Origin of the sequence: Bacteroides timonensis (assembly GCF_000513195.1) — a bacterium.
Taxonomy (GTDB): Bacteria; Bacteroidota; Bacteroidia; order Bacteroidales; family Bacteroidaceae; genus Bacteroides; species Bacteroides timonensis.
Genome location: NZ_CBVI010000073.1, coordinates 68,090 through 90,404 on the forward strand (window position 1 = coordinate 68,090; position 22,315 = coordinate 90,404).

The window sequence follows — 22,315 nt, forward strand, 5'->3', positions numbered from 1 at the left end:
CGGAAAATAAATAGATCATGGGAACTATATTGTTTTATATATTTGAGTCTACCTTATGCCTGACAATCCTGTACTTTTTGTTCAGATTCTTTTTCAGGAAAGATACGCTGTTCCGTACGAACCGTTTTTTGTTGCTGGCGGGAACGATGGCATGTACGTTACTTCCATTGCTGCAAATAGATGTTCCTCAATATACAACTTTGCAGTTGCCAATAACTACTGTAAGACATTTATTGACTGAGAAGGAAGAAAATGTTCACAGAGAAGGAGGAACGGGTGAAAAACATTTGTCCGGAGAAGCAAGTCTTTTGATAGTAGAGAAAGGGGAGGGGATAGAGGAATATCATGCGAATGCGATTCATGCTATTCCTGTGATCTGGCTGTTGGGCGGTTGTTATTTTATCGGGGCTTTGATAGTGCTTGCTTTCCTCTTGCTTTCTACCATCCGCATGCGCCGGCTTATCCGGAGTTACCCTGTCTGTAATTACGGGAAATATAAGCTGGTCATCTGTCCGGAGAAGGTGGTTTCTTTCAGTTGGGGGCATACAATTGTCCTGTCGCAGGAGGATTACGAACGGAATCCCGGAGAAATCCTGTTGCATGAGCAAATGCACCTGCAACATAGGCATACATTGGATTTACTTTGGATGGAATGTATCGTTATATTCCATTGGTTCAATCCTGCCGCATGGCTTCTGATGCGTGAACTTCGTGAAGTGCATGAATATGAAGCCGATAATGGCGTTATTAATAGTGGCATCGATGCAACAGAATATCAACTCTTGCTGGTGAAGAAGTCCGTGGGTACAAGGCTCTACTCTATGGCTTGCGGGTTCAATCACAGCAAACTTAAAAATCGTATCACAATGATGTTAAAAAGAAGAACAAACAATTGGGCACACTTGAAGCTGTTGCTTTTTGTGCCCGTAGCTACCGGAGCGCTTTATGCTTTTGCGCAACCGGAAGTGAAGAAAACAATGGAGCAGGCGATAAACACGCCTGTGAGTGTGAAACAAAATTCAGTTCAGGAGAGCGAATTGCAACAATTGGAGGCATTCTTCGAGCGTAAGGCAAAAGATGCTGTGGGTGGAAAGAAGGAGTATCGGATTGAGAAACCGACGGGAACTTTTTATAGTTTCTTCGTGAACATGAATAATAAGATGATGCTGAATCAGGAATTGATTAAAGAATATGATGTGGAAACCTTATCAGTCCGCCTTAAGGATATCTTGAGGAAAGAGTATCGGAAGGTTACGAATACGGATAAAAGACTGATTTCCGGTTTATTTGTAAGGTATGACCGTGGTTCGTCATCCACCGCTATCACTTCTTATCTGCGCACCATAAAAGAGGCTTATTTACAGGTTCGTGGAGAAATTTCCGGAGAATTGGGTGGAGTTTCCGAAGCTCGTTTAGATAGTTTGCTTCCTATATTCGTTTCTTTTGGAGAGCCTAAGACTTACAGTTCTAAATATAAGACGGCTTCGGATATACTTTTACCCATAGAAGTATCTTTGTATCCGAAAGGAGGTACAAGCTCAGTGATAAAGAATCCTTCCCTTCAGGAATTGGAATTGAAGCTAAAGGATTACCAAACGATTGCCAACAGCGATGGATTATCAGTGGGACTGAAGTTTGATAAAGATGTTACTATGGGAATCGTGGAAGATGTGAAAGAAATTATTCGGACAACTTTATCCCATAAATAATGCTTTACTGAATAAAAACATATATTCGGATTATAACGAAACAGCCGGCTTGTTAATGAATCAACAAGCCGGCTGTAAGTTTATAGATGTACGATAAATACTTTTATCTGATTTTAATTTCGCAATTGTCAAGGCTCTCAATAATCGCCAGAGACTCCACATGAATACCTTGCTCACGAAGTTCGTCACCTCCATGCTGAAAGGCTTTTTCTATGATGAAGCCCATGCCCACCAGTTCGGCTCCGGCCTGTTTCACAAGTTCCATGATGCCTTTGGCAGCATTTCCGTTAGCCAGGAAATCATCGATGAAAAGTACCCGGTCACCCGGACGGAGAAAGTCTTTACTGACACATACATCATAAGAGCGTTGTTTGGTGAAAGAATAGACAGAGGTAACCAGCATGTTCTCCATAGTACTCGGCTTTTTCTTTTTTGCGAAGACTACGGGTAATTCCAATAAATAGCCTACCATAATGGCGGGAGCGATACCGCTGGCTTCTACCGTGATAATTTTGTTGATTGGGGTAGAAGCAAAACGTCTGACGAACTCCACACCGATGGATTTCATCAGGATAGGGTCCATTTGGTGATTGATGAAGTTATCTACTTTCAGTATACCTCCGGGGTAGCATCTTCCATCTTTCAGGATACGGTCTTTCAAGGTTTTCATGTCTTATATATCTTAATTGGGATTGTCTATTTGTTCTGTTCGTTTTCTTCTTCCTCCGTTTCCTCTTCTTTGGGCAGCAGCCTTGCTGATATTCGTTTTTTAGGAGTCAGACTCATGTTACGCAGCAGTTCGGCCTGTCTTACCACACTGCCGTTGCCATCCGAAAGCTGGTTGTAAGCCTTGTCATAATCTCTTTGCAATCCGCTCAAATTGTCACCGATACGCAGGAATGTATCTGTAAATCCGGCAATCTTTTCGTAAAGCAATGTACCTCGTTTGATAATATCCTGCACATTCTTCACTTGATTTTCCCGTTTCCAGAGATCGAGGGAAAGGCGGAGCGCACTGATCAGATTGGTAGGACTCATCAATACCACCTTTTTATTATAGGCGTATTCCCATAGATTGGTATCTGCTTTGATAGCCGTCAGGTATGCAGCTTCGGTAGGGATAAACATCATCACAAAGTCCGGTGCTTTTGCATCATAATGCGAATAATCCTTCTGGCTGAGTTCATCCACATGCGCCCGTACCGATTGCAGATGTGCTTTCAGCCAGCGAGCCTCTTCCTCTTTGTTTTCGGCGGAATTGTAAGCGGCATAGGCAGTCAGGGATACCTTGGAGTCGATAATCATTTCCCGCTCATCCGGGTACCTGACAATAATATCCGGCTGCATTCTCTGGCCGCTTTCTTCGTTGGTCAGCATTTCACCCTGTTCGTTTTTCAGGAATTCCTGGCGGAAGTAATGTTCGCCTTCTATCAGGCCGGAAGCTTGCAGCAGTCGCTCCAGTATCATTTCCCCCCAGTTGCCCTGTATCTTGGAGTCACCTTTTAGCGCACGAGTCAGGTTGTTGGCATCTTCGCTGATCCGGTTGTTCAGTTCTACCAAATCTTTGATGCGTTCTTCCAGCGAGAAACGTTGTTTCGACTCTTTGTCATATACTTGTTCCACCTTTTCCCGGAAATCTTTCAGGTTTTCTCCCAATGGGCGGAGTAAATTGCTGAGATGCTCCGAATTCAGTTTGGTGAAGTCTTCTGTCTTGCTTTTGAAAATGCGGTTAGAGAGATTCTCAAACTCCGTGCTCATGCGTTTGTGCAAGGCTTCCGCTTCTTCAGTTTGCAATTTCAGACGTTCTTCCCATTGCTTCTGCTGCTCCGCCAGTCTCAGATTGAAAGATTTTTCCTGCTCCGCCAGGCGCTCGGCTGTGATGGTTTTCTCACGTGCAATCCGTTCTTCTACCGTACGATTCAGCAGCTCTTCCCGTTCGCGGGTAGCTTGCAGTTGTGCGGATAACGCGGCACTTTTTCGTCCGGCTATCAGATACCCTACGCCGGCACCTACTATAAGACCGATAATTAGAAAAACAATATCCATGCTTATTCAGTCAATATCTCGTTGCCGTTTTCGGTAATCAGAAGCATACTTTCCCATTGTGCCGATGGCAGTCCGTCGTCTGTGCAGACGGTCCATCCGTCGGCTTCATCAATGAAGACTTCGTAGGTTCCCATATTTATCATCGGTTCGATGGTGAATGTCATTCCCGGAACGATAAGCATACCTGTACCGCGTTTGCCGAAGTGCTCAACGTCCGGTTCTTCATGGAACTTAATTCCTACGCCGTGTCCGCACAGGTCGCGTACTACACTGTATCCGTTTTTCTCCGCATGTTCCTGAATGGCTGCACCGACGTCTCCAAGCCGTGCCCACGGCTGTGCCGTCTGTACGCCTATGTCACGGCATTCCTTTGCCACCTGTACCAGACGTTGCATTTCCGGTTTCACTTCTCCAATCATATACATTCGCGATGCGTCCGAGAAATATCCTTTATAAATGGTGGAAACGTCCACATTCACAATATCTCCGCTACGCAGGAACTCTTTCGTGCTTGGGATGCCATGACATACCACGTCATTGATACTTGTACATACACTTTTGGGGAAACCTTCGTACATGAAAGGGGCAGGTATTGCATCATGATCCGTTGTAAACTCATAGACCATGTGGTCAATTTCCGCAGTGGACATTCCTTCGCGGATGTTTGCGGAAATATAATCCAGCAGCGCGGTGTTGATTTTGGCACTTTCGCGGATACCCGCCAATTGTTCTTCGGTGCGCAATAAGTGGCGCGACGGTAGTTTATAACCTTCCTTTTTATAATGTTGAATCTTCGCTTCTACTTCGTCGGAATAGTTTTTAGGAGCAAACCGGACTCCTTTTATGAACTTCTTCATTGTTTTTTTCTATTAATAGTTGCTGCAAAAGTACACAATAATATTTATAGTGTCCTCAATGTTGTGATTTCACTTCTCGAATTATCAATTCGCTTCACCTGTATCTGGGTCTTGATCCGCTCGCGCAGCCCTTCTACATGGCTGATGATACCCACTTTCTTGCCGCCCATCTGGTGTAGTTTCTCCAGTGTGTCCATTACTGTGTTCAGATAATCACTGCTCAAGGTTCCGAAACCTTCATCAATGAACAATGTATCTACCGACAGGCTATGCCGGCTGAGTGAAGACAGACCAAGTGCCAATGACAAGGAAACCAGGAAACTCTCTCCACCGGACAGTGTACAGGCCGGACGTGCCGCACCTCCCTGATAGAAATCACGCAACAGAATGGTGAGCGAACCCGCCTGACATTCCAATTCGTAACGTTCGGTCAGGCGTTGCAGGTAGAAGTTTGCTCCATTGAGCAATTCTTTCAGTACAAAACTTTGGGCAATGTTCCGGAAGTTCTTTCCTTTCTCGTCACCAAAGTGGTGGCAAAGGCGATCCCATTTCAGGTAAACTTCCCGCAACTCGTCTGCACGTTTCTTCTCATCTTTTATCCGGGCAATGTTTTTCTCATTCTCTTCCAATTGGATTTTCAGTCGTAAGAGGGTCTGATTGCCTGCTGTGATCTTTTCATCCAAAGCAGTGATAAGGCTATCCAGACTTTCGAGGGCTTCTTCTTCCTCCATTTCCGGCTTCTTACTTTGGTGTTCTTCCAGTTGTCCGGTTGTGAGTCTGAAGGCTGTCTGTGCTGCCACTTCTTCTTCTCTAATCTTCTGTTGTCCGCTGCGCAGATATTCTATTTGCTCGTTGGAGTAGGAGGAAAGAGCGATGAGGCGTGCTTCGTCCATATCCGGATATGTGGTATAGAATGCTGTCAGGTTGGTTTGTAGCTCATCGAGATTCTTCCGGACAGACAGGATGTTCTGTTTCAGTCCGCCGGCTTCAGAATTCAGCGTATTCCAGGCCATTCCCAGATTCTTGATTTCCATTTTTTCCTTTGCCGGAAGATCCCTCCATTCGGGGAAAGCTGTGCAGATCAGTTCTTGGGTGGCGGATATGCTGCTCAGTTCTTTATCGATGAGGGCGATGGTAGCTTTTAATTCCGCTTGTCTGTTCTGTGCAAGTTTATAATGCCCTGCGGATTTCTGTAGGCGTTCGATAAAAGCGGTAGGGGAGGTCTGCCACTCGGTTTGCCAACCTTCCCAAAGAATCAGTGGGCTGACGCGTTCCAGCGTAGTACGGACAATATCTTTTTCACTTTCTGCCAGTGAATGTTTATTGGTGATATCGTTTTTCAGCTTTGTCAGATTCTTGTCGGCAGTATCAAATGCCTTACGGGCAGCTTCCACTACTTTCTGGTACTCGTCTTTCAGATGTTGCAGCCGGGAGATATGGTTGGAGAGGGTTTGTATTTCATTCAGTTGGGTACTGACATTCTCCAGATTCAGTTTATTCTCTTGAAACAACTTTTCCAGTATTTCTTTGGTATTGTCGGAGATGCTTGGAATAGAGCACCGACCACATTTCTCTTCTGCTTCCGTTCGGGCAGTATCATGAACTTTCCGCGCCTTTTCTGTTGCCAGACGGCTGCTTGCTATCATATTTTCATAGGTTTTGACTTCTGCCCGGTTACTGTTTAAAGCTTGTTCCGCTTCCTTGTATTCTTTCTCTTTTACTTCCAGCGATTGCCGGATAGGGGCAAGCATCGACTGAAAATCTTCGTCCTTGCTGAGCGCCTCTATCTTCTGGCCACATACCGGACACATATCTCCTATAGATAGACGGGCACGGGCTTCTTTAGCCCATTCCTCCACAGCCTCTTTTTGTTTGTCATAAAGCTCTTTAAGGCCATCGTATGCTTTCTTTTGGGTGTTGAATTCGTTTTTAAGTTTCTCATGCTGGTTCTTGCCGGTTTGCAGTTTCGTTTCCAGTGATTTCTCGTTTTCCTCGGCAGTGGCAAGAGATGTCTTCTTTTCTTCCAATACTATCAGAGCATTTTGAGCTTTCTGCAAATTCTCCTTGATAATCTCCAATGTACTCTTCTTTTCTTGCAAGGCGCTCCGGTTCATGGAGTCAAGCTGCACATTCAGTTGGTTTATTTCCTGTTGCTTAATCTGATTCTCTTTGTTTTTCAGATTGAAGTCATTCTCTTTATTTGTGCGTTCCTGCTCTTGGGCAGGTTGTTGCCGGGTCAATTCCGCTATCTGTTTCTCGTAAATGGAGATACGGGAATGGGAGGAGAGCACCGCATTCAAATCGGTGATGATAGACTGGCTCTGTTCGAACATGGGCAGGAACGGGGCATGAGTTTGCAGATATTCTTCAGCAAGGATTAGTTTTGCCTGTTGCTCTTTCATGTTTTCCTTCAGCCAAATGCAGCCACTGCTGAGACGGATGAAATTCTGCTTCAAACTTTTGGTTTGTTCGGCATTGATTTCTTGTTGCCGCTGTTGCTGTTTGAAAGAGGAGAGCCAATTGCGGGCATCCGCAGTGTGATTCCAATCCTTTATCAGTAGCTCTTTCTGCCGGAAGTCATCCGATTGCAACAGTTCTTTCTTCACTTCCCAGATTCTCTGTTGGCTTTCTTGAGTAAGGGTGAGTTCAGTATTTCTTTTCAGCCAGTCACGTTTCAGTGCCGCTATGTTCTTTTGCCCGGTATTTCCGTTGATCTCGGTACTTAACGCAGCTATTGTTTCGTTAATTCCGGCCATTTCTTCTTCAGTCAGCACATGGATTCCTTCCAGTTTCCGGTTCTGATTCTCATAGTCTATGCGTTTTTCTTTCGTTATGGCATAAATTCCTGCACCTATTTCAGAATAAATTCCGGTACCTGTCAGTTTTTCCAGAATATCCGATTTTTCACTTTCTTTGCTTTGAAGGAATTTAGTGAAATCTCCTTGAGCCAACAGGGTGGTACGGCAGAATTGCTCGAAGTTTAGTCCTACGGCCTTTTGTATTTCCGCCTTGATTTCGTTTTTCTTGGTGATCTGGAGGTTGGCTTTACGGTTCTCCAAGGTCCACTTTGCATCCTGAATGGCACCGGATGCTTTCCGATGTGCACGGGCCACATACCATTTAGCGGTGTAAGGTATTTCATTTGAACCGATAAATTCCAGTTCTGTCCAAGCTTCATTGGTATTCCGACGCATCAGTTGGCGGCTGTCGTTTATTGCCACATCTTCTTTTTTAGAAGAAAACATTTGTCCTACATCCCGGTACTTTTCATTTTCCGCACGTTCCATTCGAGGCGTTTCGTTGTAGAGTGCCAGACAAATGGCATCGAGTAATGTCGTTTTGCCGGCACCTGTTTCACCACAGATCAGGAACAGGGATTCTTCACTCAAAGGTCCGTTCTCAAAATCAATGACAGCATCTTCTATGGATGCCAGGTTCTTTATAGTCAGTTTTTGAAGTTTCATAGTTCACCACAGATTACACGGATTAGCGCAGATTGTTCTTTTCTCTTACTTTTTGCACGACACTGCTCATCAGTTCGCAGAGTTCTTCGTCCATCTCTTCTCCTTCTGCCTCCTGATAATAAAGTCTGGCTATTTCCAGCGGAGACATTTCCTGTATTTCCTGAATGGAGATGTGCCGGGCTACATCGTCTGAAGTCCGTTTTTCGCGGTTGGGCTTGATATAGCAGTATTTACAGTTTTTTCCTTTTACAGCATTCGATGCCCGTTCATTGCAATCGGGTGCCAGATAATCTTTTATCAGAACATTCAGGCGGATATAAGCCGGTTTGTCATCCGGATATTCTTCCAATAGCTTTATGGCTTCTTCGAAGACGACCGGTTCTTTGGGGAGGGTGATGAGTGGCGTTGGATTTTCTATTTCTATAGTTCTTATCTGTGGCTCTTCCCATCCTTTCATTTCAACGATAGATACGGAGTGCGGATAAGCTTCGTCGAAACTGACGGGTAGGGGGGTACCGCAATAGCGTGCATGCCGTCCGCTTCCTTTGATGTTCTGCGGGCAATGAATGTGTCCGAGTGCCAGATAATCGTATCCTTCGCCCATCGAACTGATGGGAACGTATTCTATTCCGCCCACAGTTTCGTCATGCCCCGTCCGGTCGCTGCCTTCTATGGAGAGGTGTGCCATTAATACAACAGGCAATCCTTCCGTATTTATTTTTCCTACTTCGTCCAGCAATGCCTGGAAGAAGCGTGCCTGCCGTTCTTCACGTGGTGTTTCAGTGTCCAGCATCGGGAAATTCTGTGGATAGACGTGGGGGACGGCAATGATATATCCTTTCAGTATTGTTTCTTTGTCTCTTACTTCCACGATATGTTTTTCCAGATTCACCTCTTCCCGGGTGCGTTCGATGTTTCCTACGACTTTCACGCCAAAATGGTTCCATAGACTGCTGTCTATTTCCAGTTTAGAACTGCTGTCGTGGTTTCCGGCAGTTACCACAATCGTCATTCCGGGACATGCTCTGTGAATTTCGAGCATACCATCCGTGTACATCTTTTGGGTGGCTGCCGATGGGGTGGAGTAGTGATAGATGTCTCCGCTCACTACCATAGCATCCGGCATTTCTTCTGCTACAATGCGGGTTAGTTGTTGCAAAAATGCTTGTTGCTCGTGGCTGCGGTCATAATTATATAATGTATGCCCCAAGTGCCAGTCGCTGGTATGAAGTATTTTCATGATTCTTCTGTTTAATGCTTTCAAAAGTACGCAGAATATGGAAGATACGCAATCCTCTTTAAAAATCTCTTTTCTAAAAGCTGGGAATTGTCTGATTTTTAATTAGTTTTGCACTATAATTTTTCTGTAATGTAGACCTTTGATTCCTTATGCGGTAAAGAATGGATACACTTATAGAGCAAACTATAACTTAGATGAAATATTTGCAAATAATAATCAGAGTGTTTATTATATTAGTTGTCTTTCTTTTAAATACTGTTAATGTATTTGGCGAAATCTCTTCAGTATTTAAACCAGGGAATGAAGGTAGAATATTGATTCTTAACGCATACAGTGGATCTTCCCGGTGGAGTAACGACTTCATTATCCCTATTTATAATTCTTATCAGCATAAAAATTCTCCTTATGTAGTGGATGTGGAGCACATGGGCAGTCAATTTTTGCATTTACAAAATGCAGAAGAATTATTGGAATATACAGAAAATCTCTTTGGAAAATATGCAGACAATCCTCCAAAACTCCTGATTCTTTTAGGTAGTGCTTCCTGGGGGTTGCTGAGAGATGATATAGAAAAACAATGGAAAGATGTCCCTGTGATTCTTTGTACGGAGACGGATTACGTTGGTCCGCAGGAGGCTTATCTGGAGAGGCACGCCATTCCGGTAGAAGAGAGAACTCCCTTGAAAGATTATAAAGGAAATTTGTCGCTGACCGTATTCCATGTACCTGCATATCTCAAAGAAACAGTTTCGCTGATGCAGGATTTGATGCCTGAAATGGATGAGTTGATATTTCTGTCGGATGCCCGGTATATAAGTGCCCAATTCCGTTCGGATTTGAAAGAGATTGTGAGCAAGGACTTTCCCGAACTTGAAATAAAGGATTATGTTGCCGGGGTAATGACTACCGATGCATTGGCGGATTCCTTGAGTCATGCAGAGGCAAACAGCGGAGTTCTCTTTTGCTCATGGTATCAGGATACTCAAAAAGGGAATGTCGTATTAACCAATAATATTTCCAGAATTCTGAGCTATTATTCCTCTTCACCTATCTTCTCATTAGATAATACCGGATTGCAGCGGAACGGTCTGGTAGGCGGCTATTTTTTTGATGAAAAAACTGTTGGAAGAAAAGTGGTTGAGATCACCAACGGTGTTTTATCCGGTGTCAACGAGAAAGGAGCCCGTGTCGTAGACTGTGGTATGCCTACTCCCATGTTCAACTATTACGATCTTATGGAAGCCGGATTGTCGCCTGGTTTGTGTCCTCCCAATTCAGTTTTTTATATGATGCCGCCCTCTTTCTGGGAACAGCATAAATATAGCGTCATAATTGCCATTGTAGTCATCATGCTCTTGTTTATGTGGCTGCGGATGGGGTGGCTGTCCAGAACAAGAAAAAAGCAGGAAGAACAGATCAGACTGATGACCAGTTATCACAGTTTGTTTGAGAATATGCCTATCGTTTATTTGAAACAGAAACTGATTTACGACTCTGCGGGAAAGATTGTGGACTATATCACTGTGGAAGCCAATCCACGTTTTGAGAAATACTTCAAATCCATGGGTGAGGTTATCGGCAAAAAAGGAAGTGAGGCGGATCCTAAAGGTTTTGAAAGGATGTGCCACCTCTATAGCATGGTTACTTCCACTCAAAAGGAACTTTCTTATCAATACTATTACGAAAATATAGGTAATTATTTCAATGTGATTCTGACGCCCTCCAAGCATAAGGGATTCATTGATGTTTTCTGCGTAGACAATACCGAACTGGCCGAGACACAACAGATGTTGCGTTCCGCTAATCACAAATTGTCAATGTCGCTGGATGTTGCGAATATCGTTCCCTGGAAATGGGACCTGGAGAAGGGTACCATGCTCTGTGATGTGAACCGTCCGGTGGAGCTTAGCCATGACGATAGCATGATGAACGAAGATCAGCTTTCCGTACCCGATTACCAATATTTTGCCAAAATCTGTAAAGAAGATAGGGAACGGGTAAAGAAAGCCTATAAGGAACTGACGGAAGGTAATGTTTCTAAGATTAAGGAAGAATATCGTGTGATAGTCCGCAAGAATGGAGTGGCGCGTTATGAATGGGTTGAGGCTCAGGCCACGGTTGATAAGCGGGATGAAAAGGGCAATCCGATTACTTTGATCGGTTCTTCTCTCGTGATCACCGGGCGAAAGAAAATGGAAGAAGATCTGATTACGGCAAAAGAAAAAGCGGAAGAATCCAATCGTCTTAAATCAGCTTTCCTGGCTAATATGAGCCATGAAATACGTACCCCGCTCAATGCTATTGTCGGTTTTTCCAGTATTCTGGCGGATGCGGAAGAGCCGGAAGAAAAAGAAGAATACATCAATATTATCGAGAACAATAATACCCTGTTGTTGCAACTTGTAGGAGATATTTTGGATCTTTCCAAGATTGAGTCCGGAACACTTGAGTTTGTCTATTCCGATATAGATTTGAATGCCTTGTTTCAGGAGTTGGAAGAATCCGCCCGGCTCCGCCAGAAAAATGATGCGGTTGTCATCCGATATCTGCCGGAAATGCCGGATTGTTTTGTAAACATTGAGAAGAACAGGCTGACGCAAGTGGTAACCAATATGATGAATAATGCTATGAAGTTCACCCCCAGTGGAAGCATCACTTTTGGTTATCATCTGAAAAATACTGATTTTCTCTATTTCTATATCACGGATACGGGATATGGAATTGAAAAAGACAAGAAAGATACTGTGTTCGGTCGTTTTGTAAAGCTTGATTCGTTCTCGCAAGGCACAGGACTGGGACTCTCTATTTGCCAAAGTATTGTAGAGAATCTGGGTGGTGAGATTGGTGTGGAATCGGAACCCGGCAAGGGTTCTACTTTCTGGTTTACTCTTCCTTATCGTCCCGTTGAGCTCAAATCGGTGAGGGAACAGAAAGAGCACCGGTTGAATAAAGTGGAGAGCAAACTCACAGTTCTGATAGCTGAGGATAATGAGAGTAATTTCCTGTTGTTCGAATCTATCCTGAAGCGTCAGTACAACATTCTCCATGCCTGGGATGGGGAAGAGGCGGTAGAGCTATTCAAGAAATACAACCCCCATCTGATATTGATGGATATCAATATGCCTAAAAAGACCGGTTACGAAGCTACACAACTTATACGCGAAATGTCGCCGACGGTTCCGATCATGGCAGTAACTGCTTATGTCTATGCCGAAGATGAAGAACGCATTCTGAACAGTGGTTTTGATGCGTATACTTCTAAACCTATCAATGCGCAGAAGCTGCAAAGTGATATTGTGGACTTGCTTAAGAAGCAGCTGATATTTATGTAGGATGATCAGGGAGAGGTATGTTATAATTAGCTTATACTTGCAAAGTATAAGCTAATTATGATCATCTACTTAATTTTGCAACAACTTCAGAATATATTTTCCGGGCATCACAATCCGTGCTTTCATCTGTGGCGAATTGTTGATGTCATAGATGATTTTCCATATTTTGCCACCCAGTCTTCCGAAATCGGTTAGCCTGAGGATGGCATTTTTTTCTTTTAAGGATGTCACTTTTTGCCGTTCCAGTTCTTCTATCAATCCTTCGTAGTTATATGTCTGCTTATTGAGCGCATACTCCGGTGGAACAAGAAGAATCTCCTCATTCTTCCTCGTGTCTCCTTGGGGAGATATAGAGGGGATTGTTTCATTCTCTTTATTCTCTTTGTTTATAGCTAAAGCGTTGCTTGCCTTGGCATCCCTGATTTTCTGTTGGTTAGCCAACCCTCCACGGCGGCCTGACTCTCTTTTTGCGTCCTGTTGGGCGTCCCATGGTTTCATGCGCTGTGTGAGTCCGGGCGATGAAAAGCTTGTGCCGTTTATCTCGAAGAGTGCATAGTCGTATATGATCCGCTTCAGGGTGGTTACCGTAACTCTCATTTTCTGTGCTAGTATGGGCAATACTCTTAAGTCTGCCTTATATCCGTCCTGTAATCTTAGAAATTCCAACAGCATCCAGTAGATGCCATACCCTTTCATTCCTTCTTTTTGCATCATTATCATCATTTTAAAGTTGTTGCCTGCATTGGCATCATGTAATAGATATGAGTCCATAATTTTTAATTTTTCGTTTTTCATTTAAATCATCGGTTTCCATTCCAGGAAGTTCTCAATCTGGAACGTTCTCCATCCCTGTTGCTCTATATCCCAGTATACTACATGGTTCTGAATACGCTCGATGTCGTATTTGCGGTGGAAATCGGCTTCGTAATGTATCAGTGTTCCCCTTCCCATGTAAAAATCTCCATTTTGTTTTCGATAGGCTATCAGTGCGCATCCGTATGGCATGTAGGCAGTTAATTGTAAAATACGTCGTGCTATCCATGCGATGGTTTCTTCGGATAAGTCCGTTTCCTGTCTAATCAGTTTTCTCCATAGATTTTCCACTCTTTCGTCTTTCGTTACATACTTTTGTTGGTGTCCCAACGTTTGTTTCTTCATTTTAATAAATTTACTAGTTTATAAATAGTTAATAATCAGTTGTCTGCGATGGCTACACCCTTTGCTCCGGATGGCTACACCCTTTTGTGGTTAGGGCTACACCATCCTGGTGAAAGGGTGTAGTCCTTCCACAGTCAGATTGATGGGGCAAAGTTATGCCCTTTCTTTGTAGTAAACTATCAATGATTTATTATTACATCATAGCCGTAAGGATCCATGTGTTCCGTATCTTCCTTTTGTATCACGGCCCACACTTTTTCGATTTCAGTGTTTAAACTACTGTATTTTAAAGGAATATGTTCTCCTCTTTCATGCTTTCGCATCATTTCTAAACCGTATATCCATTCTATTAAATCGCTGATTGTTTTGATTCCCATGCACTCAAAACCACCTAATTTGAAATGTCTCAGATAACCTATATAAAGGTGAGTATTATCACCATAATATACCCGAAGTGGCAATAGACTTTCATCTATAACACTTGTTCTGTTTCGTTTCTTACTTTGGCTTTTCTTTTGATTTTCAGACTTGTACGATTTACTTCTCAGCTGATTCCCGTTCAGTTTCCTGTTTTTTTAAATTCTGTCATGACTTAAATGATTAATTAACCGTTAGGTAATATTAACGTGGTTAAAAAATGCGAAAGTAGATAATTTAATTGGAATGGGGAGGAAATAGAGAGGAAAAATGATAGATAAAGATTCGTTTTGTAATAATAATGTATTGATTATTAGTTGGTTAATCTTCGTTTTGCGGGGCGTCCAAAAAACGTTCGTTTAATGTGCACAAAGATAAAGGTGTTTTTTTGAATGACAAAATGTTTGATAAAAAAGATTTTGTGATATAGTGCTATTTTGACTTAATTATCTGATTATAAGCGATAAAAAACTTGTAAAAATATTAGTTAATATCTATTCCTTTTATTCTTTCTCTGACTTTATCAAATTTAAAAAACTTTACGCACATTAAACGAACGATTAAAAGATAATTTTCTTCTCTAATCCATTAGTTCATAGCTTTTTACCTGTAAGATATTTAAGGTAATGAACAGCTACAGAAAATCAAAAGGCAAGAGGAACACAATACTTGCCATATCTTACATAAAGTGTTCGCAAGTGATTGAAATTCAAGTGTATGCAAGGAGTTCAAAGCCCCGAGGGAACACCCTTTTCTGAAATAATCCTTGAAATGGAAGCGGATAAAGAGACTGAAATATGGTATGCGATGCGTGCCACATACCGTAGAGAGCCTGATGCAATGCGTCTGCTTGAAAAGGAAAAAATGGGTTGTTTCGTTCCCATGCAATACAAGATCAGCATAAAGAAAGGTAAGAAAGTCCGTACTTTGGTTCCTGTTGTACATAACCTGCTTTTTGTCCATGCCCGTCCTTCCGAGGTGAAGCGCATCAAATCACAGGTAAGCTATTTGCAATACATTACGGATACCCGTAGTGGACAGAAGATTATTATCTCTGACAGTGAGATGCAACGTTTTATTGCTGTAGCCGGTACTTACAATGACCATCTCATGTATTTCCAACCTGATGAACTGAATTTGTCCAAAGGTACGAAAGTTCGTATCACGGGCGGTGATTTCGAGGGACAGGAAGGCGTCTTTCTGAAAGTGAAAGGGGCACGTGATCGCCGTGTGGTCATCGAGATACAAGGTGTTATTGCCGTTGCGCTTGCTACGATTCATCCGGATCTTATAGAAGTAATCAAATAATTGACGATCGGCCGTTGTCATTAAACAGCTGATAAATCACAAATTATAAATCATAAATCATTATGTCTCTTTCTGAAGAAACACTTGCCCTTCAGCGTGCTGCGCACGATCTGATGTATTTAGGTATGGACGGGAATCCGGTTTATAGCGACGACCTTTCCCGTCGTAACGGTGAAGTTTATCGCCTGACTACGGCTTTGTATAATTCCGGTGCCAAAGGTTCTACTGTGGAAGAACAGGCGAACGTTTGTCTCGCTCTTCTGATGGGTTATAGTGCCTCGTTCGTAGATCACGGTGAAAAACAGAAACATATCCAAGAGGTCTTAGATCGTTGTTGGGATATTCTTGATGCTCTTCCTGCTTCGTTGCTGAAACTTCGTTTGCTCACTGCCTGCTATGGCGAGGTATTTGATGAGCCTTTGGCTGACGAAGGCCGTACTATCATTGCTTCCTGGGATTCCACATTACTTACTGTTGAACAGCAAGAAGCTATTGAGGAATTTCAGAATGTGATTGATAATCCCTATCCTTGGGAAGAAGTGGAAGAGTAATCTACGCGCATTAAGTGCGAACGCCTTGTCATCCGTTTTTTTACCCTGCCGGTCAGTTCCCGGATTAAGGAAAGAGGGTTATGCCAATGTGTTGGATTACCTACTTATGTGTAGAACAGGTATGATGTGAAGTTGGAGGAGGCGTACCGGAAATTTTAAGAGCAATGCATAGTTAGCATCCTTCCGTATAACTTATCTTAGAAATGATACTATGAGAATATTATATAATAATCAAAAACTGAAAACGCATATAGGCGGACTCGATGATTTATTGTTTGGAGGCCTACATCTTCAAACCGTAGTTCAGACAAATATGGTTAAACCATTAAATATCGTGATTTGCGGAGAATTGGGTACCAGCAGATCGCTTTTAGCAATGCAGATGCTTCATGGTATTACAAAATCATTATATAAATTAGAAGATAATGCTGGAAATGGAATAGAGTTGGACGCTCCCGTCTTTTATACGCAAGATAAGTCAGAGGAGAATGTTTCAGATATGTTGGTTGATACCGTCCTGTCACAATGCATAGGTAAGGTTATCGAAGCGAATATCACGGAAAAAACGGATGACAAAGGGAACGAAATCACATGGAAAGGCAGTCTGTTTTGCCAAACACTCTTCCGTGTGCCCCCTAGCACCACTCTGCCTATTGATTTGTCGAGTTTGGATTTATATGTGGCTAATGAGATATTAGTATATAATTCCAGAACGAACTCGTTACATGTAGGTCTGCCTTCCACTTCCGTTTCCTATAAATCATCAGACAATCCTCTTATTATAGAGAGAAGACATTCAACTTTGGGCGATTTTTATTATGACATGCAATATCCCATACAGCGATTAGGAGAATTGTCGGCTGAATTTTTCCCGGTATTTGTAAAGAGTGAAAAGAATATTAAAAAGAGCGGCCTGTTCAATCATATTTCGGGATTAGGGAATAAGAAAATCCCGTGTTTGGTACTGGATAAAAAATATGAGCCGTCAGATGTGGTGATTGCAGAACATGCTTTGGTCGTAATTTACATAGAAAATTCAGGATCCGATATTGACAAATATAATGCGGATGTCATCATTGAAATGCGCAATTACACGGATGTTAGGACGAATTATCTCTGTAATCAGTTATCTATCAAAAAGAGCGTTTTGCAGGATACTGCCCATGGCTGGCATCAGTATAAGAAAAGGGACTATGGCATAGAAGTATACCCCAGTACCCATGTTATCCTGCAACGGAGGCGACACATGCCTAAAGGAATACAACGTGCGCATGCAGGAATATTATTTGAAACCTACCAATATTTCATAGACCGCCAAAAGGATTATAACTGTGTGTCGTCTTTATCCAAATACATAGACACCTATCTGCAGTCGTCGGAAGAATGCCTGAGGAAGAACCTGGACAACCTCTACGAGAATTTCAGCAAAAGTGATTGTCCGGAAGAAATCTTAAATGACATTCTTGTAAAAGAGAGTGATTGCAATTCTCAGATAACGGCCATTATCGGGCCTACAAACAGTTATAAGCGATACCTCGCATTGGGTGGCACGTTCAGCGCCTGCAGCCATAAAGAACATACCCTGCATATATTGCTCGACAAAGACGATGATCTTATTCTGAAAAAAATGATTTGTCCTGCTACTATTTTCAAAGATCCAGACAGTATCCTTCAAAAGAAATGTGTTTCCTGTATGGAGTGTTATAAATGTATACATTTTAAAGAGATCCGAATGGGGTGTATTTCGACCGATGAATTTTTCTATTATCTTATCCAACAGTTGAAGGTATCTCTTGAGATGAAAGACAAGAGTCAACATATAAGGAGGATAGTGTTGGATGATTTGCAGAAAATAGAATTTTGTTTTCCGATGATAGATAAGGACAGCTTATTTCTGTCCGGGCTAATTTCAATCTGCAAAGACTATGCCATCGACTTGTTCATCCTTTGTGATAAATCATCGGAAAAAGTTAATGCTTTGCGAAGCAATGCGGATAACGTGATTTGTACTGACAGGAATTCTGAGTATAACTTGGATATTTTTGTGGAACGTTATGCCGGTTATTCTTCTCCCAGCCATATTTGGGGATGCCATGTCACCAATATAAAAGACTTGTTCTGCTGCGATGCTGAGTCGAAGGACAAAAAGAAGTATCGTCTCAATGAGAAAAACCTGAGAGGATTCAAAGTTTGCTCACTTGAAAAATATTGGAGAAATGGCACAGGCCAGTGATTATAAGGACAGTTTTTATGGATGGGCCCACACAAATAAATATCCCATCTACCTGTCGATTTTCTGCGCTTTTATCCCATTGATAACAGAGCAATTGATGGGGTGGATTAAGGGACAGCCTGTTTCTCCAGCGGTTCCTTCGCCGTCTGTTTCTCTTGAGATGTCCTATCTCATTAGTATGCTGGAACATCAAATCCCCTTTCAGTTTGTCAATATTCTGTTTATCACATTCGCTCTGTACAAACTGGCAAGAATGAAATTCCTGCAAGTGGAAGCTCCTGAAAAAGAGAAAAAACTGCATGAATATGTGACGAATTTATTCGGTGAAAACAGCACGTTGGCCCGAAACACGCCAGGCGATTTATTCAAAAGAATAAATACGGGCATCAAACAGTTCTACTATTCATGGGTGATCGTGTGGGTTATTTGGCTCATCATGTATATCATAAAATCTGTATACACTTTTTATCTGATTAACCAGGAGTTATATAATAAATTTCTTTATACAGGTTGTCCAGACGGTCAAATGCTTTTCCGGATAGAAAATTTTTTAGAGAACAATCTAAATATGCTTGGAAGTTTTGTCCTGTTTTTCATCTATATGGATATAACGGTTTCTACCGTGCATGTCGGCACGTTAACGGGTAAAGGACGGGGAAACTTGCAAATAGGTGTATTTTTTTATGATACTTATCGGTACTACTTTCGGCTTGATTGACCTGTTCAGCATTGTCGGCTGTGCCGATTACGACCGTACCCAATTTTTTCTGCGGTTGTTTATTGGCGTCATAGCGTCCATGTCCATCATAATGGTGTTGGGACGTTTAAATACGAGCTATTTGAAAATTCCACAATTCTTAATGATGTGCTTATATCTCTATGCAACGGTGCAAATGCTTTATCCTCTTGTTTATACGACGAGTAGTGGACATTTTTATGTGGGATTTGTAACGTCGACTGTCACCATCGTCTTGAATTTATTGGTTTTTTGTGGGAAAGTCACTTTGCTTCTTGTACTTCTATGGGTTGCCAGGAATAACCGTTTCATGTTTTTCTTGCTTCATAAGGCGAATAGTCTCTCCGATTCCACATTCATGATCAGAAGATTTAATAAGTATTATGAAGGATGTCCTGACAAGTAATATTTTCAAATTTAGCAAGTTCTCGTTTGTTGGGCTGGTTATTCAATGAGTAGTTATATTTCGTATCTTATAGGGAACTTCTGAACTGTCTTTACAGGTGCCCAAATTAAGGAGTATGTCCTTGTTTGAGTGCTTACATTTTGTATCAAGTCGGCACCGTAATTTATTGTAAGCCATTAATTTAGGGCTCAAAAATGATATCTCTATCTTTGTTGCAAATCAACATCGAACAATTATGTATAGCAGCGAAGATCTTGAAAGATTTTATTTTCAGTATCAAACCGAGGCAGTCCCTCATGGCCTGTCTCTTCAGTCCTTCTGTTCAAGGAATAACGTACCTTACAACATTTTTCATAAATGATACAAGGATACCCGCAGAAGATTAGTGACAGTTCAAAAGTGGATGGTGTTCCTTCGGGTCCCACATCAGAAGCCGGGAAAAGACCCGAGGAGGCATCCCTTCGTATCTCCGTGAAACTAACCTTTAGCACTGGCTTGCATATCCTCCAAAAAGATCTGGATTATCCTGGTCTATACCGTCTGATTCAAAAGCTGGAGGGCCTATGTTGAGTGTGACCGGCATAACCCGCTTCTATTACCTGCGTGGCTTTACTGATATGCGTTGTAAGCGTTCACGTGTGCTATCCGTTATTCGTGAACAGTTGCACCGTGAACCTTCAGACGGTGACATTTATACCGTCATGTCGAAAGACTGCCGTATCGTTCGCCTGTTCGCTTATGATAACCGTGCCTATAGTCTCTTCGAGAAAAAGTTTGTTGTGGGCTATCAGTTTATGCGAATAATCAAAGATGGCGAGGGTAACGAGGTCACCTACCGGATAGACTGGAAGGACGTAGTCCTTCTGTTGGAGAAGGACTGTGATTAAATCGTTAAAAATAAGATGATTATGTTCTGTATTTATATGGTTATATCAAGTTTTTTGTATATTTATATCGCAAAAAAGCGGTATATGGATACGGACGAATTACAACAGTTTATAGTTCAGAAACGCGAGCTTCCGTCGCAGGAGACCTTCTTGCGTCGTGCTTTTAATCGCTGTGATGATATGTCTGATGAAATAAAGAACCGCTATGTGGAATTCCTTATCGAGCGTCTGGAGAATGCGGAACTGGATAACCGTGCGATGAAACTGGTGTTGGAGGATCTGACAACAGAGTTATCCCGCTCCAACCAGATGTTGGAAAAATTAAATGACTCCTATCCCTTCTTGAGGAAGAGCGCAACTCGCGTAAATCCCTGGAACGAGAGAATATAAAGCTGAAGGAACAACTCAAATCCGCCTGCAAGAACCGTTTCGGTTCGAAGCGGCAGTCCGAAAAAAGGATGATTCCGGTCCGGATGACGATCCGGTTGACCGTGAGAGGGAGAAGGATGGGTTTGATGGCACGGACGAATCATTGGATACCCGTTCCGTACCAGAGTCGGATACACAGGAATCACATCCGACCTCTCCTAATCCTATGAATCTCTCCCACCGTCCGGAAACCTATCGTACCATGGGTGTGAACGGACCTCCTGTCAGTCACTTGTCGGATCTCTCCAAGGTTCCCGGCCGTATCCTTGACCGTAAGCTGGTGAAGACCTTCCGTCTGGACATCTGTCTTGTGGAGGAACAGTTCGAGATGGTGCGGTACGTGGAGAAGGGTTGCAATCCGCGTTGGGGGTACTTCCCCAGGGAAGGTCACCCGGAAGAGGTGACCCGTTTTGACGGCACCAAGATAACCCCCGTTTTCCTGCAGGCCATCGCCTACGAGGTATATGTGAAGAACGTGACTTTCAGCCTGTTGCACCAATGGCTTGGGGATATGGGCATGACCGTATCGGAGAACACCTTGCGCAACTGGTTGAAGAAAGGCAAGAAATACCTCGACCGTATGGTGGTGGAACTGAAGAGGATGGCGCTGGAAAAGGATGCCGTGGGCAATTGTGACGAGACGTGGTGCAAGGTCCGTAAATATGACCATTACAAGAAATGCTATATGTGGGTCATGGTCAACAAGGCGGAACGTGTGGTGATTTTCTTTTACGAGGACGGTTCCCGTGGTCGTGACGTGCTGACGAACTTTCTTGGTGATGCCGAGCTGAAGGCTCTCATGTCGGACGGTTATAATGTCTATGTATTTATCGGTGACGAGTTGAAAACGGACAGGTATAAGGATACTGACCATCAGGTCCGTCTGGCGCACGTGAGGGCGAAGTTCGTGAAGGCCCGGATGGAGGGTGGCGACAAGAGGGCTGATGTATTCCTTGAAAATATAAACCTGCTTTTCCGTTTTGAAAGGGAGTATGACAGGGAGATGCTCACCGATGTGGAACGTACCCGACGACGGCGGGGGCGCCGACCATGGAGGCTATGATAAATATGCGGGCAAACCTTTTGCGGGAGTTGAAAAGCGAGGAGGAGCAGAAAAGTTGTTATATGCGGGAGGCCCTGAATTATCTTCACAAGTTTTGGAAGGAAGCCTTCACTTATATAAAGGACGGCCGTTATTCGATCTCGAACAATCTGGCGGAACGGGCGGTGCGTCCCCTTTACCACCAAACGAAAGAACTCCCTGCACTTCGGCAGCGACGAGGGTGCAGAGATTGCTGCCGTATATCATAGCGTAATCAGCACGGTGAAGCTGCAAGGCAGGTCCACGTGGGATTATCTTGGCAAATTTTTTACCGGAATTTTTAACGGTTGCAGAGATTTTTTGAGTCTGGAACCGCAAAATATAGACTTGGCCGTATGCCAATAGTTAAAAACCAATCGAATCTAATGGCAATTTTTTGTGAGGCACCCATTCTGGTGCCTTATAAAAAGGATGTGCCCTAAATTGAGTATTAACTTCCC

At 42.9% G+C, this 22,315-nt stretch carries 15 protein-coding genes and 2 pseudogenes; 10 read left to right on the forward strand and 7 right to left on the reverse strand.

The window, feature by feature from the left end:
• The first annotated feature begins 17 nt into the window (after positions 1-17).
• Positions 18-1,709, forward strand: coding sequence for a M56 family metallopeptidase (locus BN161_RS13910; RefSeq protein WP_044267208.1), 1,692 nt, complete (start codon positions 18-20; stop codon positions 1,707-1,709).
• 103 nt (positions 1,710-1,812) lie between these two features.
• Here BN161_RS13910 and xpt read toward each other — a convergent pair whose 3' ends face one another.
• From xpt to BN161_RS13935, 5 genes are read right to left on the reverse strand one after another with little or no spacing between them, the layout of a single operon-like run.
• Complete coding sequence (gene xpt, locus BN161_RS13915; protein WP_044267209.1) at positions 1,813-2,379, reverse strand: xanthine phosphoribosyltransferase; 567 nt, start codon at positions 2,377-2,379, stop codon at positions 1,813-1,815.
• 26 nt (positions 2,380-2,405) lie between these two features.
• Complete coding sequence (gene rmuC, locus BN161_RS13920) at positions 2,406-3,755, reverse strand: DNA recombination protein RmuC (protein WP_044267211.1); 1,350 nt, start codon at positions 3,753-3,755, stop codon at positions 2,406-2,408.
• Between the two features lie 2 nt (positions 3,756-3,757).
• Positions 3,758-4,612, reverse strand: coding sequence for a type I methionyl aminopeptidase (map, locus tag BN161_RS13925; RefSeq protein WP_029328380.1), 855 nt, complete (start codon positions 4,610-4,612; stop codon positions 3,758-3,760).
• A gap of 44 nt (positions 4,613-4,656) precedes the next feature.
• Positions 4,657-8,076 (reverse strand): AAA family ATPase, encoded by a 3,420-nt coding sequence (locus tag BN161_RS13930; RefSeq protein WP_044267215.1) that lies wholly within the window; start codon positions 8,074-8,076, stop codon positions 4,657-4,659.
• Between the two features lie 22 nt (positions 8,077-8,098).
• A complete protein-coding gene (locus BN161_RS13935; RefSeq protein WP_044267217.1) occupies positions 8,099-9,316 on the reverse strand; it encodes an exonuclease SbcCD subunit D in 1,218 nt (405 codons plus the stop codon).
• Positions 9,317-9,510: 194 nt separating this feature from the next.
• Here BN161_RS13935 and BN161_RS30550 point away from each other — a divergent pair, with 194 nt between their 5' ends.
• Positions 9,511-12,648, forward strand: coding sequence for an ATP-binding protein (locus BN161_RS30550; RefSeq protein ID WP_449374818.1), 3,138 nt, complete (start codon positions 9,511-9,513; stop codon positions 12,646-12,648).
• A gap of 69 nt (positions 12,649-12,717) precedes the next feature.
• Here BN161_RS30550 and BN161_RS13945 read toward each other — a convergent pair whose 3' ends face one another.
• Both BN161_RS13945 and BN161_RS13950 read right to left on the reverse strand, forming a co-directional pair.
• Positions 12,718-13,419 (reverse strand): DUF4373 domain-containing protein, encoded by a 702-nt coding sequence (locus tag BN161_RS13945; protein ID WP_044267263.1) that lies wholly within the window; start codon positions 13,417-13,419, stop codon positions 12,718-12,720.
• Between the two features lie 24 nt (positions 13,420-13,443).
• A complete protein-coding gene (locus BN161_RS13950; RefSeq protein WP_044267219.1) occupies positions 13,444-13,806 on the reverse strand; it encodes an SH3 beta-barrel fold-containing protein in 363 nt (120 codons plus the stop codon).
• A gap of 1,188 nt (positions 13,807-14,994) precedes the next feature.
• Between BN161_RS13950 and BN161_RS13960 the strand changes: the two genes are divergently transcribed.
• The 8 genes and pseudogenes from BN161_RS13960 (at position 14,995) to tnpC (ending at position 22,220) form a co-directional block, all read left to right on the forward strand.
• Positions 14,995-15,531: a UpxY family transcription antiterminator gene (locus BN161_RS13960; RefSeq protein ID WP_044267224.1), complete on the forward strand. Its 537-nt coding sequence runs from the start codon at positions 14,995-14,997 to the stop codon at positions 15,529-15,531.
• Positions 15,532-15,593: 62 nt separating this feature from the next.
• Positions 15,594-16,082, forward strand: a complete 489-nt coding sequence (locus BN161_RS13965; RefSeq protein WP_044267226.1) for a UpxZ family transcription anti-terminator antagonist — start codon at positions 15,594-15,596, stop codon at positions 16,080-16,082.
• A gap of 211 nt (positions 16,083-16,293) precedes the next feature.
• Positions 16,294-18,315, forward strand: a complete 2,022-nt coding sequence (locus BN161_RS13970; RefSeq protein WP_044267228.1) for a hypothetical protein — start codon at positions 16,294-16,296, stop codon at positions 18,313-18,315.
• Complete coding sequence (locus BN161_RS13975) at positions 18,281-19,033, forward strand: hypothetical protein (RefSeq protein ID WP_125910831.1); 753 nt, start codon at positions 18,281-18,283, stop codon at positions 19,031-19,033. Before BN161_RS13970 ends, BN161_RS13975 begins: the two co-directional genes overlap by 35 nt.
• Positions 18,999-19,457 carry a hypothetical protein gene (locus tag BN161_RS13980; RefSeq protein ID WP_044267232.1) on the forward strand — a complete coding sequence of 153 codons (459 nt, stop codon included), beginning with the start codon at positions 18,999-19,001 and terminating at the stop codon, positions 19,455-19,457. Before BN161_RS13975 ends, BN161_RS13980 begins: the two co-directional genes overlap by 35 nt.
• 235 nt (positions 19,458-19,692) lie before the next feature.
• A pseudogene (locus BN161_RS30555) lies at positions 19,693-20,027 on the forward strand (hypothetical protein).
• Positions 20,021-20,344, forward strand: a complete 324-nt coding sequence (tnpB, locus tag BN161_RS13990) for an IS66 family insertion sequence element accessory protein TnpB (protein WP_044267233.1) — start codon at positions 20,021-20,023, stop codon at positions 20,342-20,344. Before BN161_RS30555 ends, tnpB begins: the two are co-directional and overlap by 7 nt.
• 84 nt (positions 20,345-20,428) lie before the next feature.
• Positions 20,429-22,220 (forward strand): annotated as a pseudogene (tnpC, locus tag BN161_RS30120) (IS66 family transposase).
• Positions 22,221-22,315: the final 95 nt, after the last annotated feature.

Coding starts and splice junctions, on each gene's coding strand:
- BN161_RS13910 (WP_044267208.1), top strand. CDS start 18: ATGGGAACTATATTGTTTTATATATTTGAGTCTACCTTATGCCTGACA.
- xpt (WP_044267209.1), bottom strand. CDS start 2,379: ATGAAAACCTTGAAAGACCGTATCCTGAAAGATGGAAGATGCTACCCC.
- rmuC (WP_044267211.1), bottom strand. CDS start 3,755: ATGGATATTGTTTTTCTAATTATCGGTCTTATAGTAGGTGCCGGCGTA.
- map (WP_029328380.1), bottom strand. CDS start 4,612: ATGAAGAAGTTCATAAAAGGAGTCCGGTTTGCTCCTAAAAACTATTCC.
- BN161_RS13930 (WP_044267215.1), bottom strand. CDS start 8,076: ATGAAACTTCAAAAACTGACTATAAAGAACCTGGCATCCATAGAAGAT.
- BN161_RS13935 (WP_044267217.1), bottom strand. CDS start 9,316: ATGAAAATACTTCATACCAGCGACTGGCACTTGGGGCATACATTATAT.
- BN161_RS30550 (WP_449374818.1), top strand. CDS start 9,511: ATGAAATATTTGCAAATAATAATCAGAGTGTTTATTATATTAGTTGTC.
- BN161_RS13945 (WP_044267263.1), bottom strand. CDS start 13,419: ATGGACTCATATCTATTACATGATGCCAATGCAGGCAACAACTTTAAA.
- BN161_RS13950 (WP_044267219.1), bottom strand. CDS start 13,806: ATGAAGAAACAAACGTTGGGACACCAACAAAAGTATGTAACGAAAGAC.
- BN161_RS13960 (WP_044267224.1), top strand. CDS start 14,995: ATGGAAGCGGATAAAGAGACTGAAATATGGTATGCGATGCGTGCCACA.
- BN161_RS13965 (WP_044267226.1), top strand. CDS start 15,594: ATGTCTCTTTCTGAAGAAACACTTGCCCTTCAGCGTGCTGCGCACGAT.
- BN161_RS13970 (WP_044267228.1), top strand. CDS start 16,294: ATGAGAATATTATATAATAATCAAAAACTGAAAACGCATATAGGCGGA.
- BN161_RS13980 (WP_044267232.1), top strand. CDS start 18,999: ATGATACTTATCGGTACTACTTTCGGCTTGATTGACCTGTTCAGCATT.
- tnpB (WP_044267233.1), top strand. CDS start 20,021: ATGTTGAGTGTGACCGGCATAACCCGCTTCTATTACCTGCGTGGCTTT.